Source organism: uncultured Brachyspira sp. (genome assembly GCF_944393015.1).
Classification (GTDB): domain Bacteria; phylum Spirochaetota; class Brachyspiria; order Brachyspirales; family Brachyspiraceae; genus Brachyspira.
Genome location: NZ_CALXYQ010000003.1, coordinates 103981 through 122673, shown reverse-complemented (window position 1 = coordinate 122673; position 18693 = coordinate 103981). Strand labels below are relative to the sequence as shown.

The window sequence follows — 18693 nt, the reverse complement described above, 5'->3', positions numbered from 1 at the left end:
AAAAAATAAAAAAACATTAAATTATATTTTATAATAACTAAAAAAGTTTCATATATTTTTTATATAAAACTAGTATAAAAAACAAACTTTCATAATATAAAAATCATATTTGAATATTTATAAACTTGACAATAAAAACTATTTTACTATAATTTAAAAGTCATTATTAGGAGTATATATAAATGAAAAAAATTATTATTTTATTATTAGTATTATTATCATCTTCTGTGTTATTGTATACACAGAGAAAAACAAACTCTATAGGTGTAGCACTTTATAGATATGATGACAGTTATATGAGATTTTTAAAACAATATATAGAAAAAAATATAAATAAGAATACTTCTCTGCTTATGGCAGACTCTTATAACAGTCAATCAACTCAAAACGGTCAAATAGATATGTTCTTACAAAAGAATGTCAGCCTGCTAGCTATAAATTTGGTAGATAAATCTCAAGCTCAAAAAGTATTGGATAAGATAAGCATAAACAATAAGCCTGTAATATTTTTTAATAGAGAACCTGGACTAGAAGTTGTAAAAACTTATGATAAGGTTTGGTATATAGGCGGAATAAGCGAAGAGGCAGGAAGTGCTCAAGGAAGAGTAATAGTAGAAAGCTGGAAAGACAGAATGAATTGGGATAAAAATGAAGATGGTAAAATACAATGTGTCATATTAAAATGCGATTTAAATGATAATGACACTATAAAAAGAACAGAATATATGAAAAAATACATAGCTTCTAACAATATAAAATTAAATGTGCTAGAAGAAGTTTCAGCTATGGGAAGAAGAGATGAAGCTGCAAAGGTAATGAAAACTTTAATATCTAAATATGGTAAAAAGATAGAGTATATTATATGTAATAATGATAATATGGCATTAGGAGCATTAGATACTTTAAGAGAATTTAGATATAATAACAGCAGCAGAATGCTTAATTATATACCTATAGTAGGAATTGACGGAATACCTGAATGCTTAGAAGAAATCAATAATTATGGAATATTTGCAACTGTTATGCAAAATCCTCAAATACAGGCTCAAACTTTATGCTCTGTTTCAAGTAATATAATAAGCGGAAAATCTCCTTTAGATGGTTTACATTTTAATATTTATAATGATAAATATATTGTAATACCTTATATACCTGTAAATAAATCTAATATAGATACTGCAATAAAAATATATAAATAAATTATATTTTTTCATAATTTAATTTGACTTATATATCTTTTTTTAATAAACTGGATATTATTATATAAAAAATTGGAGTTTTTTATGAATAAAGCAATAGTTACTATTTCATCAATTTTATTGTTTATATCATTAGTAAGCTGCGGTAATTCTTCAAAAGCTAATAATGAAATAGAAGTTGGTATTACTATTTACAGATATGATGATGCCTTTATTTCATTTATGAGAAGAAATATTGAAACTATGTTAAATGGAAAAGCCAAATTTATAATGAATGACTCAGAAAATGATCAGGTTAAGCAAAATGATCAGGTAGATGCTGCCATTCAAAGAGAGGTTGATGCTTTGGCAATTAACTTAGTAGATCCTGCATCAGCTAGTTTTATGATTAACAAAATAAAGCCTACAGGAATACCGGTAATATTTTTCAATAAAGAGCCTAGTAAAGAAGATATGATGCTTTATGATAAGGCATGGTATGTAGGTACTTTAAGTGAAGAATCAGGAAATATACAGGGTGATATAGTAGTTAAGGCTTGGCAAGAGAATCCTGCTTGGGATAAAAATGGAGATGGAAAAATTCAATATGTTTTATTAAAAGGAGAGGCAGGACACCCAGATGCTGAAGCTAGAACAGAAAGAATTAAATCAGTTTTAACTAATAATGGAATAACTATAGAACAATTAGATGAACAGACAGCAAATTGGGATATACTTCAGGCACAAACAGCTACTGACTCTTGGATAGAAAAATATGGAGACAGTATAGAGTTTATATTCTCAAATAATGATGCTATGGCTTTGGGAGCTTTAAAATCTATTCAAAAACAAGGTTATAATATAGGCGACAGTAATAAATTTATACCTATAGTTGGTGTTGATGCTATTCCTGAAATCATAGAAGAAATTAAAAAAGGTACTGTAGTAGGCACTGTCTTACAAAGCCCTAAAGATCAGGCTAAAGCTGTAGTTGATATGGTTATGAATGTTGCAAATAAAAAAGATGTATTAACTGGAACAGAATATAAATTAGATGATGTAAAAGCTGTAAGAGTACCTTATAGAGCTATCACATTAGAAAATATAAATGATGCTGCTGAGGCTTATAAATAAATTGTAAATATTATTAATTACTATATTGATTATCAAAGGTAAGTTATTGTATTATTATTCAAGTAATAACTTACCTTTTTAATAATCAAATTAATTTTATTTACAATAAAAAATATTAATTTATTAATTATTAGAAATAAATTTGATTATAAAAATCTAATAATATCATTTATCATAATAAAAAAATCTATTTGTAAAATCTAATAACTAGCCATCTAAATTACTAGACACTCAATTTTTTATTTTTAATTCATTAATTATAAGCAGTTTATTTATAATTTTAAAAAAGTTAATAAAATAATTAATATAGTTTTTTAATTATCATAAATTATATTTACAAATAAAAAGTGTAAATAAAGTTATCATAATACAGAATATAACATAAAATTAGGGTTCATATAAATATCAAAAAGTCAAAAAAAGTGATTTTACTTGATTTAATAAAATAAATTTATATACTAATTAATTAAGAGAATATTAATTAATTTAAGGAGTTTTCTAATATGAAAAAGTCACTTATCGTTATGGCGGCATTATTTATAATGTCTTCACTTTTCGTGGTATCTTGCGGAGGCGGATCTTCTTCATCCACAGCAACTACTGATGGCCCAACTATCGGAGTAACAATTTATCGTTATGATGATAACTTCATGTCATTCTACAGAAGAAACATTGAAACTAGAATTAGCGGAAAAGCAAATTTGATAATCAATGACTCACAAAACAACCAAGCTCAGCAAAATGACCAAGTTGATGTTATGATTCAAAAAGATTCAAAAGCATTAGCTATTAACTTGGTAGACCCTCAAGCTGCTCAAACTATCATAGATAAAGCTAAAACTAAAAATATACCTGTTGTATTCTTCAACAAACAGCCTAGTGCTGAAGCTATGGCTAGCTATGATAAAACTTGGTATGTAGGAACTACTCCAGAAGAATCAGGCGATATGCAAGGTAAAATCGTTGTAGATACTTGGAAAGCTAATCCTGCTTGGGACAAAAATGGTGACGGTGTTATACAATATGCTTTATTAAAAGGCGAACCAGGACACCCAGATGCTGAAGCTAGAACTAGCCATGTTACTTTATACGTTACTAACAACGGTCTTAAAGTAGAAAAATTAGAAGAACAAACAGCTATGTGGGACACTGCAAAAGCTAAAGATATAGTTGATGCTTGGATACAGAAATATGGCGACAAACTTGAATATATCTTCTGTAACAATGATGCTATGGCTTTAGGTGCTTTACAGTCAGTACAAGCTTTAGGATACAACAAAGAAGGCGATACTACTAAATTCATACCTATAGTAGGTGTTGATGCTATTCCTGATATGATCAATGAAATCAAAAAAGGAACTATAGTAGGTTCTGTTCTTAATGACCCAGTTGGTCAATCTCAAGCTCTAGTTGACATTACTTTAAATGTTGCTGCTGGAAAAGATCCATTAGATGGTACTACTTGGACTTTAGACGAAGTTAAAGCAGTTCGCGTTCCTTATGTACCTATAACTAAAGATAATATAAACGTTGCTGAAGAAGCTTATAAATAATAATTAATTTGTGATAAAACAGGGATATTAATCTTTTAATATCCCTGTTTCTTAATTATCTAATATCTAATTTATTTTTATATTAGCAGAGTTTGAAAAATAAAGGTTTTAATATGGATAATAAAAAAATTGTTCTTGAAATGAAAGGTATTTCAAAGTCTTTTCCGGGTGTTAAAGCATTAGATGATGTACAGCTAACCGTAAGAGAGGGTGAAGTAGTTGCTCTTATGGGTGAAAATGGTGCTGGAAAATCTACTTTGATGAAATGTTTATTCGGTATATACCGTAAAGATGAAGGACATATATTCCTAGATGGTAAAGAAGTAAATTTTATATCACCCAAACAAGCTTTGAATAATGGTGTAGCTATGGTACACCAAGAACTTAACCAAGTTAGACAAAGAAATATACAAGACAATATATGGCTTGGAAAATATCCTACCAAATACGGCGTTATTATTGATGAGAAAAAGATGTATGATGATACTAAAGCAATTTTTGATGATTTGGAAATACCTCTGGATCCTAGAACAAAAGTATCTACATTATCTGTATCTGAAATGCAAATGGTAGAGATAGCAAAAGCGGTTTCTTATAATTCTAAAATATTGGTGTTAGATGAGCCTACAAGTTCTCTTACTGAAAAAGAAGTTGCTAAATTATTTAAAATCATTAGAAAACTTCAAAGCAGAGGCGTAGGTATGATCTACATATCTCACAAGATGGAAGAAATACTTCAAATATCTGATGAAGTTACTATAATGAGAGACGGTAAATATGTTGCCACTACCCCATCTAAAGAATTAACTACTGATATGATTATTAAACAGATGGTAGGAAGAGATTTAACTAATCGTTTCCCTGAAAAAACAAATGTTCCTGGAGAGGATATTTTAGAAATAAAAGATTTCACTGCATTTTATCAGCCTTCTCTTAAAGAAGTTAACTTTAGTGTAAGAAAAGGAGAAGTATTTGGTATTGCAGGACTTGTTGGAGCAAAAAGAACTGAAGTACTAGAAAGTATATTCGGTATGAGAACTTTATCTTCAGGTCATGTATTTAAAATGGCTCAAGAAGTTAACAATTCTTCTACAAGAAAAGCTATAAAAAATGGATTTGCTTTAGTTACCGAAGAAAGAAGACAAACAGGTATATTCGGTATGCTATCTATCAATTTCAATTCTACTATAGCTAATATAGACCATTACAAAAATAAATTTGGATTCTTGGATAATAAAAAGATGCAGGAAGATACAAAATGGGTTATAGACAGTATGCAGGTAAAAACTCCTTCTGAAAAAACAGCTATACAAACATTATCTGGAGGAAACCAGCAGAAAGTTATATTAGGAAGATGGCTTTTAAGCAAACCTGATATTCTTATGCTTGATGAGCCTACAAGAGGTATTGACGTTGGTGCTAAATATGATATATACAGACTTATTATCGATTTAGCTACTGTTGGAAAAGCTGTAATAGTGGTTAGTTCTGAAATGCCTGAATTACTCGGTATCACTGACAGAATCATGGTTATGAGTAATGGAAGAGTGGCTGGTATTGTTGAAACTAAAAATACTAATCAAGAAGAAATCATGGCATTGTCTGCTAAATATTTATAATTTTAATCAAAAGGAAGGATCATGGATAAAAATAAAATAAACATTAAAACTATTAAATCATTTATATTAAACAATGCTATATTTGCAGCATTACTCGTAATACTTATAGGTATTATCATTAAAGACCCTAGTTTCTTCAAATTAAGTAACTTCTTAAATATATTTGCTCAGGCTTCTACTCGTATGATAATAGCTGTAGGTATTGGAACACTTCTTGTAACTCAAGGTAACGACTTAGGTGCTGGTAGAGCTGTAGGACTTGCTGCTGTTGTAAGTGCTTCACTTTTACAATCTCCTTCTAACCCTACTAGAATGTATCCTGATTTACCTATGCTTCCGGTTATACTCCCTATACTTTTAGTTATGCTTATACTTATGGTATTCGGATTTATAAATGGATTCATTATTTCTAAACTTTATGTAACTCCATTTATTGCCACTTTAGGTATGCAGCTTATACTTTATGGTGTAACTAGTACTTATTTTGACAGACCTCCTTATGGTGCTCAGCCTATTGGAGGACTTGATCCTAGATTTACTAATCTTGCTTTGGGAGGTATAAAAATAGGAAACTATACTATTTCATACCTAATTATATTTGCTATCATAATAACTGCTATAATGTGGGTTATTTGGAATAAAACTAAATTAGGTAAAAATATATTTGCTGTTGGAGGCAACCCTGAAGCTGCTGCTGTTTCTGGTGTAAACATTCCTCTTACTCTTATGATAGTTTATACTATGGCAGGTGCTTTATATGGTATAGCTGGTTCATTAGAGGTTGCTCGTGTTGGTTCTGCTACTAACAACTTAGGTAATGGATATGAACTTGATGCTATTGCTGCCTGCGTTGTAGGAGGAGTTTCTTTCTCTGGCGGTATCGGTTCTATTATAGGTATTGTATCTGGAGTATTAATATTCCAAGTTATTAACTATGGTATGACATTCGTTGGTATTTCACCATATATGCAATACATAATTAAGGGTGCTATCATAATTGCTGCTGTTGCAGTTGATACACAAAAGTATTTGAAAAAAGTATGATATAGGGTTTTATTATGGAATATGATAATAACGATCCTTTTAGGAGAGAATTTAATAAAAAGGAAACTAGAAAAAGAACTTTGAAATCTTGGATATTCTTGGGTTTCATAGTTATGATCTTTTTAATCGCTGAGTTTGTAAGATATATTGCTAGTTTAATATATAGCTAACAATAAGCAATATAACAAAAAAGGCTGTACTCGTTATTAAGTACAGCCTTTATTTTTTCATTTCTTTAATCTTATATTTAATCTTCTATTTCTTCATAGATAAGAGGTTCATCTATAAACCTAGTATATATTATAAGTCTGTTTCCCTCTATTTTAATTGAATATGCTGTTTGAAGTATTGATAAATAATCACCCTCTGCCCTTCTCTTTTCAGCATTATCAGTTTTTCTTGTGGTTTTTATCATATCTATTGATATGCCTTCACCCTCGATTTTACAATTAGCCCAATAATCATTTATAGCAGATTTACCATATATTTTATTATCATCTATACTAATAGTGATATTCATAGCAGTATGCATACTTATAAGACGGTAAACTTTAATCTTTTCTTCAATTATAGGTTCTTCTGCTATTGAAACTGCATTATGAGCACATGATACAAGAAAGAATATGATCAGTATAATATTTGCATATAAAAATCTTTTCAAAGTTAAAATAAAGTAAGCTCCCCTTCTTTACTTCCGCCGCCGCTAAGATCCTCAAATGTATCCATTGAGCCTGAACTATTATCAAATGCTCCTGAAGAATTGCCTTTAAGTACATCTTCAAATATAGGAGAACTGATAAGTCTAGTATAAGCCTGATTGGCATTTTTCTCAAATTGTATATTAGGATTAGCTTTGATTGCATGAGTTAGAAGCAATTTGGCAAAACCATTTCTTCTATATGGATAATTCATATATATATATTTAAGTACACAATCTTTATTTATATAATAATATCCATTGATTCTTCCGTCTATAGTCAAAAGTCCTATATTGGTATTATTGGTGTGAAGAATTTTATTGAAATAAGGTTCAACGAAAACTTCTTCTTTATTATCTTTGATTTTTATATTATGTATAAAATTTTGTAATTCATTTCTGTATATGCTGTTATATTCAATAACTACTACAGAAGGATATTCTTCATGTTCTATGATTACTGGCGGCATAGTATAATCCCCTTAAAATTAAGATATGATATCTCAATTATTAATATCGGCAATAATAAAAAATTATATAATTCTTTATTGACTATTTTTTTATTTATAATATAGTCTATTATATATAAGTATAATAAAAAATATAAATTAATTCTAATGTTTTTTACAAATAAATTTTTTTACCAAAAGCAAAAAGATAATTTTATATCTTTTATAAAAAGAGTTATAGATTTTTTGCCTAGTATATTAATAGGCTTTTTTGTATCTACAATATCTGTTAATTTTTATGGAAAAGAAAATGCTAGTATAGGTCCTATTTGTACATTAATATGCGGACTAAAATCTCAAAGTTTTTCTATTGATAATTTTCCAATATTAGCTTTAAGAGTATTATTACTTGGCATTTTAGCCGCGATAGCAGAATAAAATCTATTTTGTATTATATTATTTAACTTTATAGTACCATTTTATATAGTATATTTTTTTCAGATGATTTTAAACCAAGAAACTATTTTATATATGGTTTTACATACGTTATATTACAATCATATAATATACCTATGTCAAGAATACATATAAGAATAGAAGCTATATTAATAGGATTGTTAATATCATTCATATACCTATCAATCAATAACTTTTTTACAAAACATAAAAAATATAATGATTTTTCATATAGGGGGCTAAAATTAATAAATGATAAACTATTAACTTTATACAATAAAGCATGTCCAATAAATAAAAGTGAAGATATAATTTCTGTTATAAATGAATATGTTTCAGAAATATATATGGATACATTGAAAAGAAATAATACTATGAATAATAGAAATATAAATCATTTTAAATTTATATTAATTTTAGAAGAAATTAATATCTTAATAGAAAGAGAATATGAAAATTTATATAAATTTACTAAAAAAGATTCAGAATATTTTATAATGCTTTCAAAAATTCTAGAAAGAACATCACGTATATTAAAACATGGAATATACAAACATGAAGCTGAATATAATATTATAATTAAAATGATAAATGACTTTAATAGTAATTACTTTTTAAGTAATGAAAGAAGTTATTATGAATGGCTGTATGTTATAATCAAATTACGAAATATATTACATAGTTTGTTTGAAAATAACAAAGATGATTTTGAAATAACCAAATTATTCAATTTTAAATTAATGAATTTAAAAAAAGAATTGAGTATCAATAAATGTCATTTCAGATTTTCTTTGAAGATGGGTATTATAATGTGTATAGCATTTACCGTTAAATATTTTCTTCCAGATCAAATAGCAACTAGAGGTTATTGGCTTCCTATTATCTCATATATGATACTACATCCTTTCTATGAGGAACAAAAAGAAACATTCACAATAAATATATTAGGTAATTTTATTGGAGTATTTATATTTGCAATCTTCTTTAAATATATTCCTAATTATGCAATTATACCAACTATAACAATATGTATTGTATTGACTATGGCTTCTAAGAATCAATTTTTTAAAAAAATATACAGTACAATCTCTGCATTAATATCATAATTTCCATATATGAATAAATTAGTATCCATATCATTGAGAAGTACATTTATGATAACTGCAATATCTATAGTGTGGATATTTGACAATTTTATAATAAAAACAGAAAATTATAAAGGATTGATAGATAAAATAAGCGAACTGATAGAAATAGATACTATATTAATAGAGGAAATGGAAAAAGCTATGAATAATGAAATAGGATCTGAATATTTATATGAAATATTATTAAAAGCCTATATGATAAAAAATAATATTATTGTACATGAAAAAAAACAAACAAGATATAAAGGAACTCCTATAAAAGATTCTTTAATAGAAAATCATAGAGAATTCATCGTAGAATCTGAACAATTAATAAATCTTATAAGAAAATATAATAGACCGGAGGATAAACAAAATATACGTATATTTATTAAAAATATTTCAATAATATTAGAAAATACATCAAAAATATTCAAAAATGAAATTGATGATATTAGTAATGATATACAAAATAATCATTTTAATAAAAAAAGCAACTCATATTTAATTTATAGATTATAGAAATGCTTAAATAGTATAAATGCAATTAATGTATCTATAAAAGATAATATAGATAACCTTAATATAAGATAAATAATTAATAATTCATATTAATCTGTAAAATAAAAAACACAAATACATCATTCATTTCTGTATATGCCCTATTAAATTACAAATGCATAATAATATTCTTTATGTCATACAATTACTGATATCATTATATAATACACTTTAAATTAATATATTATATCTCATATTAATATTAGCAATAATAAAAAATTATATAATTCTTTATTGACTATTTTTTATTTGTAATATAGTCTATAATATATAATTAAGAAGAAAATACAAATTAATTCCAATGTTTTTTACAAATAAAGTTTTTTATCAAAAGCAAAAAGAAATATTAATTGCATTCATAAAAAGAGCTATAGATTTTCTGCCTAGCGTATTGGTAGGGCTTTTTATAATGGTATTATCTACTAGGTTATTTGGAAGAGAAAATGCCACTATAGGTGTAATTTCTATATTTATATGTGCTTTAATGCGTCAAAGTTTTACTATAGAAAGTTTTCCTGCTGTAGCTTTTAGAATACTTTTATTAGGATTTTTAGCAACTATAGCAGAACAAAATCTATTTTTTACTATAACCCTTAACTTTATAGTTCCTTTTTCTATAGTATATTTGCTTTCAGATGATTTTGTACCTAGAAATTATTTTATATACGGATTTGCTTATGTTCTTTTGCAGGCATATAACATACCTATATCAGATATACATTTAAGAATGGAAGCTATATTAACTGCTCTACTTATAGTGTTTATATTTTTAACATTAAATAGATTTTTAACTAGACATAAATTATCTAATAATTTGGCTTGTAAAGGAATAGAAGCTATAAATAAAAAAATATCATCATTATATAATAAAACATGCTCATTAAATAAAAAAGATGATTTATTCCCTATTATTAATGGATATACTACTGCAATATATGTAGATACATTAAAAAGACATAATACTATGAATAATAGAAATATTAATCACTTTCAGCTTGTTTTATTTTTGGAAGAAATAAATTTATTAATAGATAAAGAACATCAGAATATTATTAATTTTACAGATAAAGATGCAGAATATTTTTTTATGCTTTCAAAAATTTTAGATAGAATATCCAATTTGCTAAAAAAAGATATATCAAAACATGAAAAAGAATATAATAGTGTAATGAGTGCTATAAATTATTTCAATGATAATTATTCTCTAAGCAATGAAAAAAGTAATTATGAATGGATATATACTATATCTAAATTGAAAAATATATTACACAATATGTTTGAAAATAAAAAAGATGAGTTTGAAATAACAAGATTATTCAATTTAAAATTCATAAGATTGAAAAAAGAATTTAATATCAATAAATGCCATTTCAGATTCTCGCTAAAAATGGGAATCATAATGTGTATATCATTTACTATAAGATATTTTCTGCCTGATGAAATAGCTATAAGAGGTTACTGGCTTCCTATTCTCTCTTATATAATGCTGTATCCATTTTACGAAGAACAAAAACATAATTTAAAAATAAATGTTTTAGGTAACTTTATAGGAGTATTTATATTTTCAGTTTTCTTCAGATATATACCTTATGATATGATTATTCCTGCTATAGGAGTATGCTTTATATTATCGCTTGCTTCTATTAATGACTTTTTAAAAAAGATATACGGAACAATTTCTGCATTAATATCTTCATTTCCGTATATGCCGAAATTAATGTCAGCTTCATCAAGAGTGGGATTTATAATAATGGCTCTTTCTATTGTTTGGGTATTTGACCATTTTATCATAAGAACTGAAAGTCATAAAGGTATGGTTGATAAAATAAGCGAACTTATAGAAATAGATACTATAATAATAAATCAAATTAGAAAAGCTATAAATAATGAAACTACATCTCAGTATCTATATGAAATACTATTAAAAACATATATGATAAAAAACAACATCATCGTACATGAAAAAAATCAAACAAGATATAAAGGTACTCCTATAACAGACTCATTAATAGAAAGCAATAGAAAATTTATAGTTGAAGCAGAACAATTAATACATCTTATTAAAAAATATAATAGACCGGAAGATAAACAAAATATATTAATCTTCATCGAAAACATATCAAACACATTAGAAAATACAGCTAAATTATTCAAAAATGAAATTAATGATTATAACAGCGAAGAAAAAAAGAGAAACATTATAAAAACAGATTCATATATATTTTACAGATTGGAAAATTGTTTCGACAGTATAAATTCTATAAACAATTCAATAAAAAATAATATAGATAATATATTATAATGATTATATAAATTTATATTCATTAGAGAAATTAAAAGCAACAGAAACAAATATATCATTCATTTTCATATTATTATCGTTTTGCATAGCCTCATATATTATATGATAAGAATTACTGATATGAACTAATTCATTAAAAGTTTCTTTTTTAAAAATCTTATTTGAAAAACCATCTATAAGAGAATCTTCAATATATTTATAGCTTGTAAATTGTGTTTTTAATATATTATAATGATTATTTTCTATATAAACATCTACCCTATCATTAAAAACAACATCTTTAAAAGCATATTCTGCACATATTTCAGGAATAAAATTCATCATTTCTTCTCTTATACTATCATCAGATATTACGTTTTTTATATTCTTGATAAAATCATCATAATTAAAACCGCATTTCTCAAACTCAAGTACATACTCCATAACAAAATATTCAATTTCCTCTTTTGTATAAGGATATTTAATATAAGTACTATCCGACTGCAGTATAAAGAAAAATTGCTTTATAGAAAAGAACTCTCCATTATTATCCCATTTAATAATTTCATTTTGAACGCAGTTTTCTAATGTCTTATTTTGAATATTATTTATTGTACATTCTACTATAATATCATCATTAGGCATTTTAGCAGCATAAGTCTTTATAAAACTTACTCTATTATTAGCAAGTATAAAAGGAACTTCTTTATATATAGAATTCCATAAAAAACTAGAATATCCGTTTTTTTCATCAAAGCCAACATAATCATTATAAAAATCTTCTTTATTATTTATACTATTTTCTATATTTCCAAGACCTAATATAGGACTTTCGCATACAGTGAAAAGCTTTTTATTTCCTAGTATTGAAGTTTCTATTTCATGATGATGTATACCTGAAAGAAAATCCAATATGCCATGCAAAGCACAATATACAAAATTATCAGATGAAAGTTCTATAGCCTTATATTCATCTGAAGCTATACTTGATGAAGATTCAAAAAATACATTATCAAAAAGAGGTGCTTTTACATAGAAATATACTGTGCATAATATACTTTTTTTCTTTTCAAGCTGAATTATTTTAGGTTCTATAGTAATATCATAGCTTAAAAATCTAATGCAGTCATTTTCTATTTCATTATTATGATTTATAGTAGTATGAAGTCTATTTAATAGTATATCTTTATAATTATCCATTTAGCACCATTTCTAATATTTCATTAATAGACAATGGGCTAAAATTATGAATATCACATGCTGCATTAAATGCTAAACGATGATACTTTCTATCTTTATGCCAGTGTCCATGTATAAGCATAGTATTATTATAATAGCCTTCCCATTCTAATATAGGATAATGAAATAAAACTATTTTTTTTATAATGCTACTATAATTTTTAATATCCAAAATATGATAATCTTTGATAAATTTAAATAATTTTCTATCAAATTTATCATTATCTAAAAATTTATCATTATTCCCTTTTATAAGGTATTTATTTCCATTTAATGATTTTAATAATTCAGTAGTTTTGAAATATCCTTTATCATTAGAAAAATCACCTACTATATATACATCATCTTCTTTATTTATTTTCTCATTCCAATTATTTATTAAACAATTATGCATAGAATTATAATCATTAAATGAATTCTTCCTACTTCCTGGCATATAAAAAAAATGAGTATCAGAAGTAAAATATATCATTATTAATTATCAGCTACACCTAATGAAAAGTATTTAATACCTCTTTCTTTCATTCTTTTTTTATCATATTGATTTCTTCCATCAAATATAACAGGCTCTTTTAATAACTCTTTTATTTTATCAAAACTAGGTCTTCTAAACTCATTCCATTCTGTAACTAAAATCAAAGCATCAGCATTTTTCAAAGCATCATAAGAGTTTTCAGCATAATATATTTTATCACCAAATATATACTTGGCATTATCAAAAGCTTTAGGATCATAGGCCATAATTTTAGCACCAGCCTCCAAAAGCATATTTATAATAGTGATGGCAGGAGCTTCTCTCATATCATTAGTTCTAGGCTTGAATGCTAATCCCCATAATGCGAAAGTTTTATCCTTGATATCATTATTATAATATTTTAATATCTTTTCAACAAAAATTTTTCTTTGATTCACATTAACTTGATGAGTAGCTTTAAGTAAATCAGAATCTATACCATAATCAGATGCAGTTTTTATCAAAGCCTGTACATCTTTTGGAAAACAGCTTCCGCCATATCCTAAACCATGAAATAAAAATTGATTTCCTATTCTCCTATCACTAGACATACCGATTCTTACTAAATCAGCATTAGCACCTACTTTTTCACATATATTAGCAATTTCATTAGCAAAAGATATTTTAGTAGCAAGAAAAGCATTAGCGGCATATTTAGTCATTTCGGCAGAACGTACATCCATTATAATTATAGGATTTCCTGTTCTAGTAAAAGGATTATAAATATCTCTCATTATATCTATAGCTTTTTCAGAGTTGGAGCCTATAACTACCCTATCAGGCTTTAAAAAGTCATCAACAGCGGCACCTTGTTTTAAAAACTCAGGATTTGAAACTACATCAAATTCACCGCTATAATGTTTTTTTATTTCGTCTTCTACTAATTTATGTGTGCCTACAGGTACAGTTGATTTATCTACTATAACCTTATATCCATTCATAGCTTTTCCAATATCATTTGCCACAGAAAGCACAAAACTCAAATCACAGCTTCCATCATCTCCAGAAGGCGTACCAACGGCAATAAAGCAAGCTATAGACTGCTTCACAGCATAATCTAAATCATCTGTAAATTCCAATCTTCCTTCAGAAACATTAGCAACTATAAGTTCTTCCAAACCTGGTTCATATAATGGGGTAATACCATTTTTAAGTTTTTTTAATTTTTCTTCATCATTATCAACACATATAACATAATTACCCATTTCTGCTAAACAAGCACCTGTAATAAGTCCTACATAACCTGTACCTATTATACATATTTTCATCTTCCAACTCCTTTAAAATAAAAAAGTAGACATTTAACTGTTTTTATCATATAATAAAATAGAATATTTTCAAGTAAAATATTATTTGCTATAGATATTTTTAGGTTTTTACGATAATATATAATAAGATTTTCAATTTTATGGGGCGTATAAATGGATGATTATATAAAAAGTCTGCTTAAAGATTTCTTTGAAGAAGCATTTGAAATGCTGGATAGACTTGAACAAAATATTCTTATTTTGGATAATGAAAGAAACAATGTTGATGCAATACAGGAAATATTTAGGGCCGTTCATACTTTAAAAGGAAGTGCCGGTGCTGTAGAACTAGTTGAAACACAAAAATATGCCCATAGATTTGAGGACTTATTAGATTTAATAAGAAATAATAAAATAGAAGTAGATGATGCTACTATAGATGTACTTTTAAAAGGTATAGATATATTAAAAGACCTTATTAATACTGCAAGCGAAGAAAGCGAATATTCCGGAGATATAGAAGCTGAAATCAAAAAATTAGAAGATTTCAAAAATATGAAATTAGGACAAGGTCCTGCCCCATCTTCTGGAGATGATGCTGCTCCGTCTGGAAATGCTCCTGTTGCCGCTGCCCCTGAAGCTGAAAAAAAGATAAATAAATATGAACTTCTTCCAAATGACAGTGATTTATTAGGAATAATAAGGGATAATGTAGAAGAAAATGTTAAAACAAAATTAGTTCATGTAAGTTTCGATCCTGAAAGCCCTATGAGAACTGTAGGCGGGGTTCAAGTATTCGTTGCATTAAAAGATGTAGGCGAAATAATGGGAAGCATACCTCCTCTTGAAGCTTTGGAAGGCGATGAGTTTTATGAACATGTAACTTATATACTAGCAGCTATTAAAGAAGATCAAACAATAATAGATGCTATTACTTTACCAGATGTTACTAAAGAAATATCAATAGAAGAAATAATACTTGAAGAATATGAGAAATTCCTTCAAGAGAAAAAACAGAAGGAAGAAGCCCAAAAAGCAAAAGAAGCTTCTGCTCCTTCAGGTGCCGCTAAAAAACCTGATGCTGGTAAAGGCGGTAAAGATCATAAAGTAGAAAGACAAAGCTCATTCTTAAGGGTAGAAAGTGACAGAATTGATGCTATGATGAACCAAGTTGGAGAGCTTGTAACAAATAAAAGTTCTTATGTACAGTATGACGATGATCTTACTTCATATCAAAAAATTATAGGTACTGGTATAAATGAAGTAAAAAGATATTATAGAGATAGTATTGTTCAGATACTTAGAAAATTTGAAGAGCATTTACAGAAAAAAGAAGCTAAAGAAATCAGAAATACATATATTGACGGATTCAATAATAAATTAAATGAATTTGTAAAAATGGAAGAAGAGTTTAAAAATACTTTAGACAGGTTTAGAAACTCTTATCAGCTTCTTACAAGGGTAACAAATGAACTCCAAGAAACTGTAATGAAAATCAGGATGCTCCCTATAGCTCAAACTTTCAACAGATTCCCACGTCTTATAAGAGATTTATCAAGAGATTTAGGTAAAGAAGTAAAATTAGAAATGTACGGAGAGGAAACTGAATTAGATAAATCCGTTATTGAAGTATTAGTTGACCCATTAGTACACATCATAAGAAATGCTATGGACCATGGTATAGAACTTCCTGAAGATAGAGAAAAAGCTGGAAAGCCTAGAACAGGTACTGTTGTTTTGAGTGCTTCGCATGAAGGTAACTTGATCATCATAAAAATATCTGATGATGGTAAAGGAATGATACCTCAGAAAATATTTGAAAGTGCCGTTAAAAAAGGACTTGTATCTGCTGATGCTAAACTTTCAGAAAGACAAATGCTTGAATATATATTTGCTCCTGGTTTCTCTACTGCTGCTAAAATTACCAATGTATCCGGAAGGGGTGTTGGTATGGACGTTGTTAAGAAAAGTTTGGAGAAAATCAATGGTACTGTAGGTATAGAAACAGAATGGGGAAAAGGTTCTACTTTCTTCCTAAGAATCCCTCTTACTGTTGCAATTATTCAGGCTCTTATAGTTGATGCTGAAAAAGAATATTATGCGGTTCCTATTAACAGTATATTAGAAACTGTAAAAATAGATGTTAAAGATATTCAGGAATTGGAAGGAATAGAAGTTATTAAAGTTAGAGATGATGTTATCAACGTATTAAGTATTAAAGAATTATTCAGACTTCCTTCAAGATACAATAATATAAAATCTTACTATGCTGTTATACTTTCTTCTGAAGGTAAAAAGGTAGCATTACTTGTAAATAACTTAATAGGTGAACAAGATATAGTTATTAAAACTCTTAAAGATAATATTACAAAATCAGAAGGTTTGGCTGGTGCTACTGTTTTGGGAGATGGTACTGTAAGCTTCATTTTAGATATACAAACAATAGTAAGTCTTGGTACTAAGAGAATCATTGAAAGAGGAAAGGTTAATAATAATCAAGGTAATAAAAACGATTTGAGAAGCTTTATTGAAAGATTAAAAAATAATGAAATACCTGAAATACAGCAATAAATTTGCTTGAAATATAATAGACTTATTTAAAAACTAATAATTTTTTAAGCAGTTTTTAAATAAGTCCATTTTTATATAAATGATATTCATTTAATAATATTATATATATCATTTACTTTTACTATATTTTCTTTATTTTCTATATCATAAACATCAGTTGCAACTAATAATGTACGAAGATAAGGTATTTTTACAATATCAGTATCTCTGTCTCCTATCATAAAAGAATTAAATAAATCTATATTATATTTCTTTGAAGCAAGCAAATGCATCCCGCATTCAGGTTTTCTTAGCATAGAAACTATATTATAAGGTTCTACATGACCTTTAATATGATAAGGACAATAATAAAAATCATCTATAATCGCACCTTTATTTTTATATTCATCGTATATATATCTATGAACATTATTCACATCTTCATTAGTATAATAATTGTATGATACTCCTGCCTGATTTGTTGTTACTATTGTGATATATCCTTTATCATTTGCATGTTTAACTATATCAATAAAATCTGAATTTATTTTTACTCTGTCGGTAGTTCCTATATATCCAACATCTTCAATTAAAACACCGTCTCTATCTAAAAATAAAGCCTTATTAATTTTTTTAGTATTATCTATAAAATATGAAGGTATACCATACAATATATTTTTATTGAATGCTTCATTTATCAATTTATTTATATGATCTTTATTATCATCAATTTCTGATTTATTATACAATTTTCCATTATGAACTAATAAATTATTATTGAATGAATATCCTGATAAAATATTTGTTATATCATTTTTTATTACTTTATAACTTTTATCTATAGTATATAATTTACAATTCTCTGATGATGTATTATCCATATTAAAATCTAATGCCATTAATACAGAATCTTTCTCCAACTTTTTATAAAACTCATAAAAATAATTTTCTATATTATTATACATATTTCAAATCCTAATATTTTTGATATGATTTATAATTATTCAAGTTTAATATAAAAAAAGAGTTTTTTCAATAAAAAGG

17 protein-coding genes are annotated in these 18693 nt (G+C 26.7%); 11 read left to right on the top strand and 6 right to left on the bottom strand.

The genetic code is table 11. The annotated features are described in order from the left end of the window. Positions 1 to 182: 182 nt before the first annotated feature. The 6 genes from Q0K19_RS02310 (at position 183) to Q0K19_RS02285 (ending at position 6698) form a co-directional block, all read left to right on the top strand. A complete protein-coding gene (locus Q0K19_RS02310) occupies positions 183 to 1199 on the top strand; it encodes a galactose ABC transporter substrate-binding protein (RefSeq protein WP_297245016.1) in 1017 nt (338 codons plus the stop codon). 84 nt (positions 1200 to 1283) lie between these two features. Continuing rightward, on the top strand, positions 1284 to 2312 hold the full coding sequence (locus Q0K19_RS02305) for a galactose ABC transporter substrate-binding protein (RefSeq protein ID WP_297245015.1): 1029 nt from the start codon (positions 1284 to 1286) through the stop codon (positions 2310 to 2312). A gap of 503 nt (positions 2313 to 2815) precedes the next feature. Further along, entirely contained in the window at positions 2816 to 3865 is a 1050-nt protein-coding gene (locus tag Q0K19_RS02300; protein ID WP_297245014.1) for a galactose ABC transporter substrate-binding protein, read from the top strand. 113 nt (positions 3866 to 3978) lie between these two features. Then, the gene (gene mglA / locus Q0K19_RS02295) at positions 3979 to 5484 is read left to right on the top strand and encodes a galactose/methyl galactoside ABC transporter ATP-binding protein MglA (RefSeq protein WP_012672031.1); all 1506 of its coding nucleotides are present in this window, start codon (positions 3979 to 3981) and stop codon (positions 5482 to 5484) included. A gap of 21 nt (positions 5485 to 5505) precedes the next feature. After that, positions 5506 to 6528, top strand: a complete 1023-nt coding sequence (gene mglC / locus Q0K19_RS02290; RefSeq protein WP_297245013.1) for a galactose/methyl galactoside ABC transporter permease MglC — start codon at positions 5506 to 5508, stop codon at positions 6526 to 6528. A gap of 14 nt (positions 6529 to 6542) precedes the next feature. Beyond that, the gene (locus Q0K19_RS02285; RefSeq protein WP_167336122.1) at positions 6543 to 6698 is read left to right on the top strand and encodes a hypothetical protein; all 156 of its coding nucleotides are present in this window, start codon (positions 6543 to 6545) and stop codon (positions 6696 to 6698) included. Positions 6699 to 6775: 77 nt separating this feature from the next. On the opposite strand, the gene Q0K19_RS02280 is transcribed toward Q0K19_RS02285, so the two are convergent. Together Q0K19_RS02280 and Q0K19_RS02275 are read right to left on the bottom strand one after the other, a co-directional pair. Continuing rightward, positions 6776 to 7189, bottom strand: a complete 414-nt coding sequence (locus Q0K19_RS02280; protein WP_297245012.1) for an META domain-containing protein — start codon at positions 7187 to 7189, stop codon at positions 6776 to 6778. Between the two features lie 2 nt (positions 7190 to 7191). Further along, positions 7192 to 7695, bottom strand: a complete 504-nt coding sequence (locus Q0K19_RS02275) for a hypothetical protein (protein WP_297245011.1) — start codon at positions 7693 to 7695, stop codon at positions 7192 to 7194. Between the two features lie 225 nt (positions 7696 to 7920). Here Q0K19_RS02275 and Q0K19_RS02270 point away from each other — a divergent pair, with 225 nt between their 5' ends. The 4 genes from Q0K19_RS02270 (at position 7921) to Q0K19_RS02255 (ending at position 12120) form a co-directional block, all read left to right on the top strand. Next, positions 7921 to 8112, top strand: coding sequence for a hypothetical protein (locus Q0K19_RS02270; protein ID WP_297245010.1), 192 nt, complete (start codon positions 7921 to 7923; stop codon positions 8110 to 8112). Positions 8113 to 8246: 134 nt separating this feature from the next. Then, on the top strand, positions 8247 to 9236 hold the full coding sequence (locus Q0K19_RS02265) for an FUSC family protein (RefSeq protein WP_297245009.1): 990 nt from the start codon (positions 8247 to 8249) through the stop codon (positions 9234 to 9236). 9 nt (positions 9237 to 9245) lie between these two features. Further along, on the top strand, positions 9246 to 9779 hold the full coding sequence (locus Q0K19_RS02260; protein ID WP_297245008.1) for a hypothetical protein: 534 nt from the start codon (positions 9246 to 9248) through the stop codon (positions 9777 to 9779). 340 nt (positions 9780 to 10119) lie between these two features. Then, complete coding sequence (locus Q0K19_RS02255; RefSeq protein ID WP_297245007.1) at positions 10120 to 12120, top strand: FUSC family protein; 2001 nt, start codon at positions 10120 to 10122, stop codon at positions 12118 to 12120. Positions 12121 to 12123: 3 nt separating this feature from the next. On the opposite strand, the gene Q0K19_RS02250 is transcribed toward Q0K19_RS02255, so the two are convergent. From Q0K19_RS02250 to Q0K19_RS02240, 3 genes are read right to left on the bottom strand one after another with little or no spacing between them, the layout of a single operon-like run. Then, positions 12124 to 13299, bottom strand: a complete 1176-nt coding sequence (locus tag Q0K19_RS02250) for a DUF6348 family protein (protein WP_297245006.1) — start codon at positions 13297 to 13299, stop codon at positions 12124 to 12126. Further along, the gene (locus tag Q0K19_RS02245; protein WP_297245005.1) at positions 13292 to 13810 is read right to left on the bottom strand and encodes a metallophosphoesterase family protein; all 519 of its coding nucleotides are present in this window, start codon (positions 13808 to 13810) and stop codon (positions 13292 to 13294) included. Before Q0K19_RS02245 ends, Q0K19_RS02250 begins: the two co-directional genes overlap by 8 nt. A 2-nt stretch (positions 13811 to 13812) precedes the next feature. Then, a complete protein-coding gene (locus tag Q0K19_RS02240; RefSeq protein ID WP_297245004.1) occupies positions 13813 to 15120 on the bottom strand; it encodes a UDP-glucose/GDP-mannose dehydrogenase family protein in 1308 nt (435 codons plus the stop codon). A gap of 153 nt (positions 15121 to 15273) precedes the next feature. On the opposite strand from Q0K19_RS02240, the gene Q0K19_RS02235 reads away from it, so the two are divergent. Further along, on the top strand, positions 15274 to 17670 hold the full coding sequence (locus Q0K19_RS02235) for a chemotaxis protein CheA (protein ID WP_297245003.1): 2397 nt from the start codon (positions 15274 to 15276) through the stop codon (positions 17668 to 17670). A gap of 86 nt (positions 17671 to 17756) precedes the next feature. Here the strand turns inward: Q0K19_RS02235 and Q0K19_RS02230 are convergent, their stop codons facing one another. Then, entirely contained in the window at positions 17757 to 18614 is an 858-nt protein-coding gene (locus tag Q0K19_RS02230; RefSeq protein ID WP_297245002.1) for an HAD-IIIA family hydrolase, read from the bottom strand. Between the last annotated feature and the right edge of the window lie 79 nt (positions 18615 to 18693).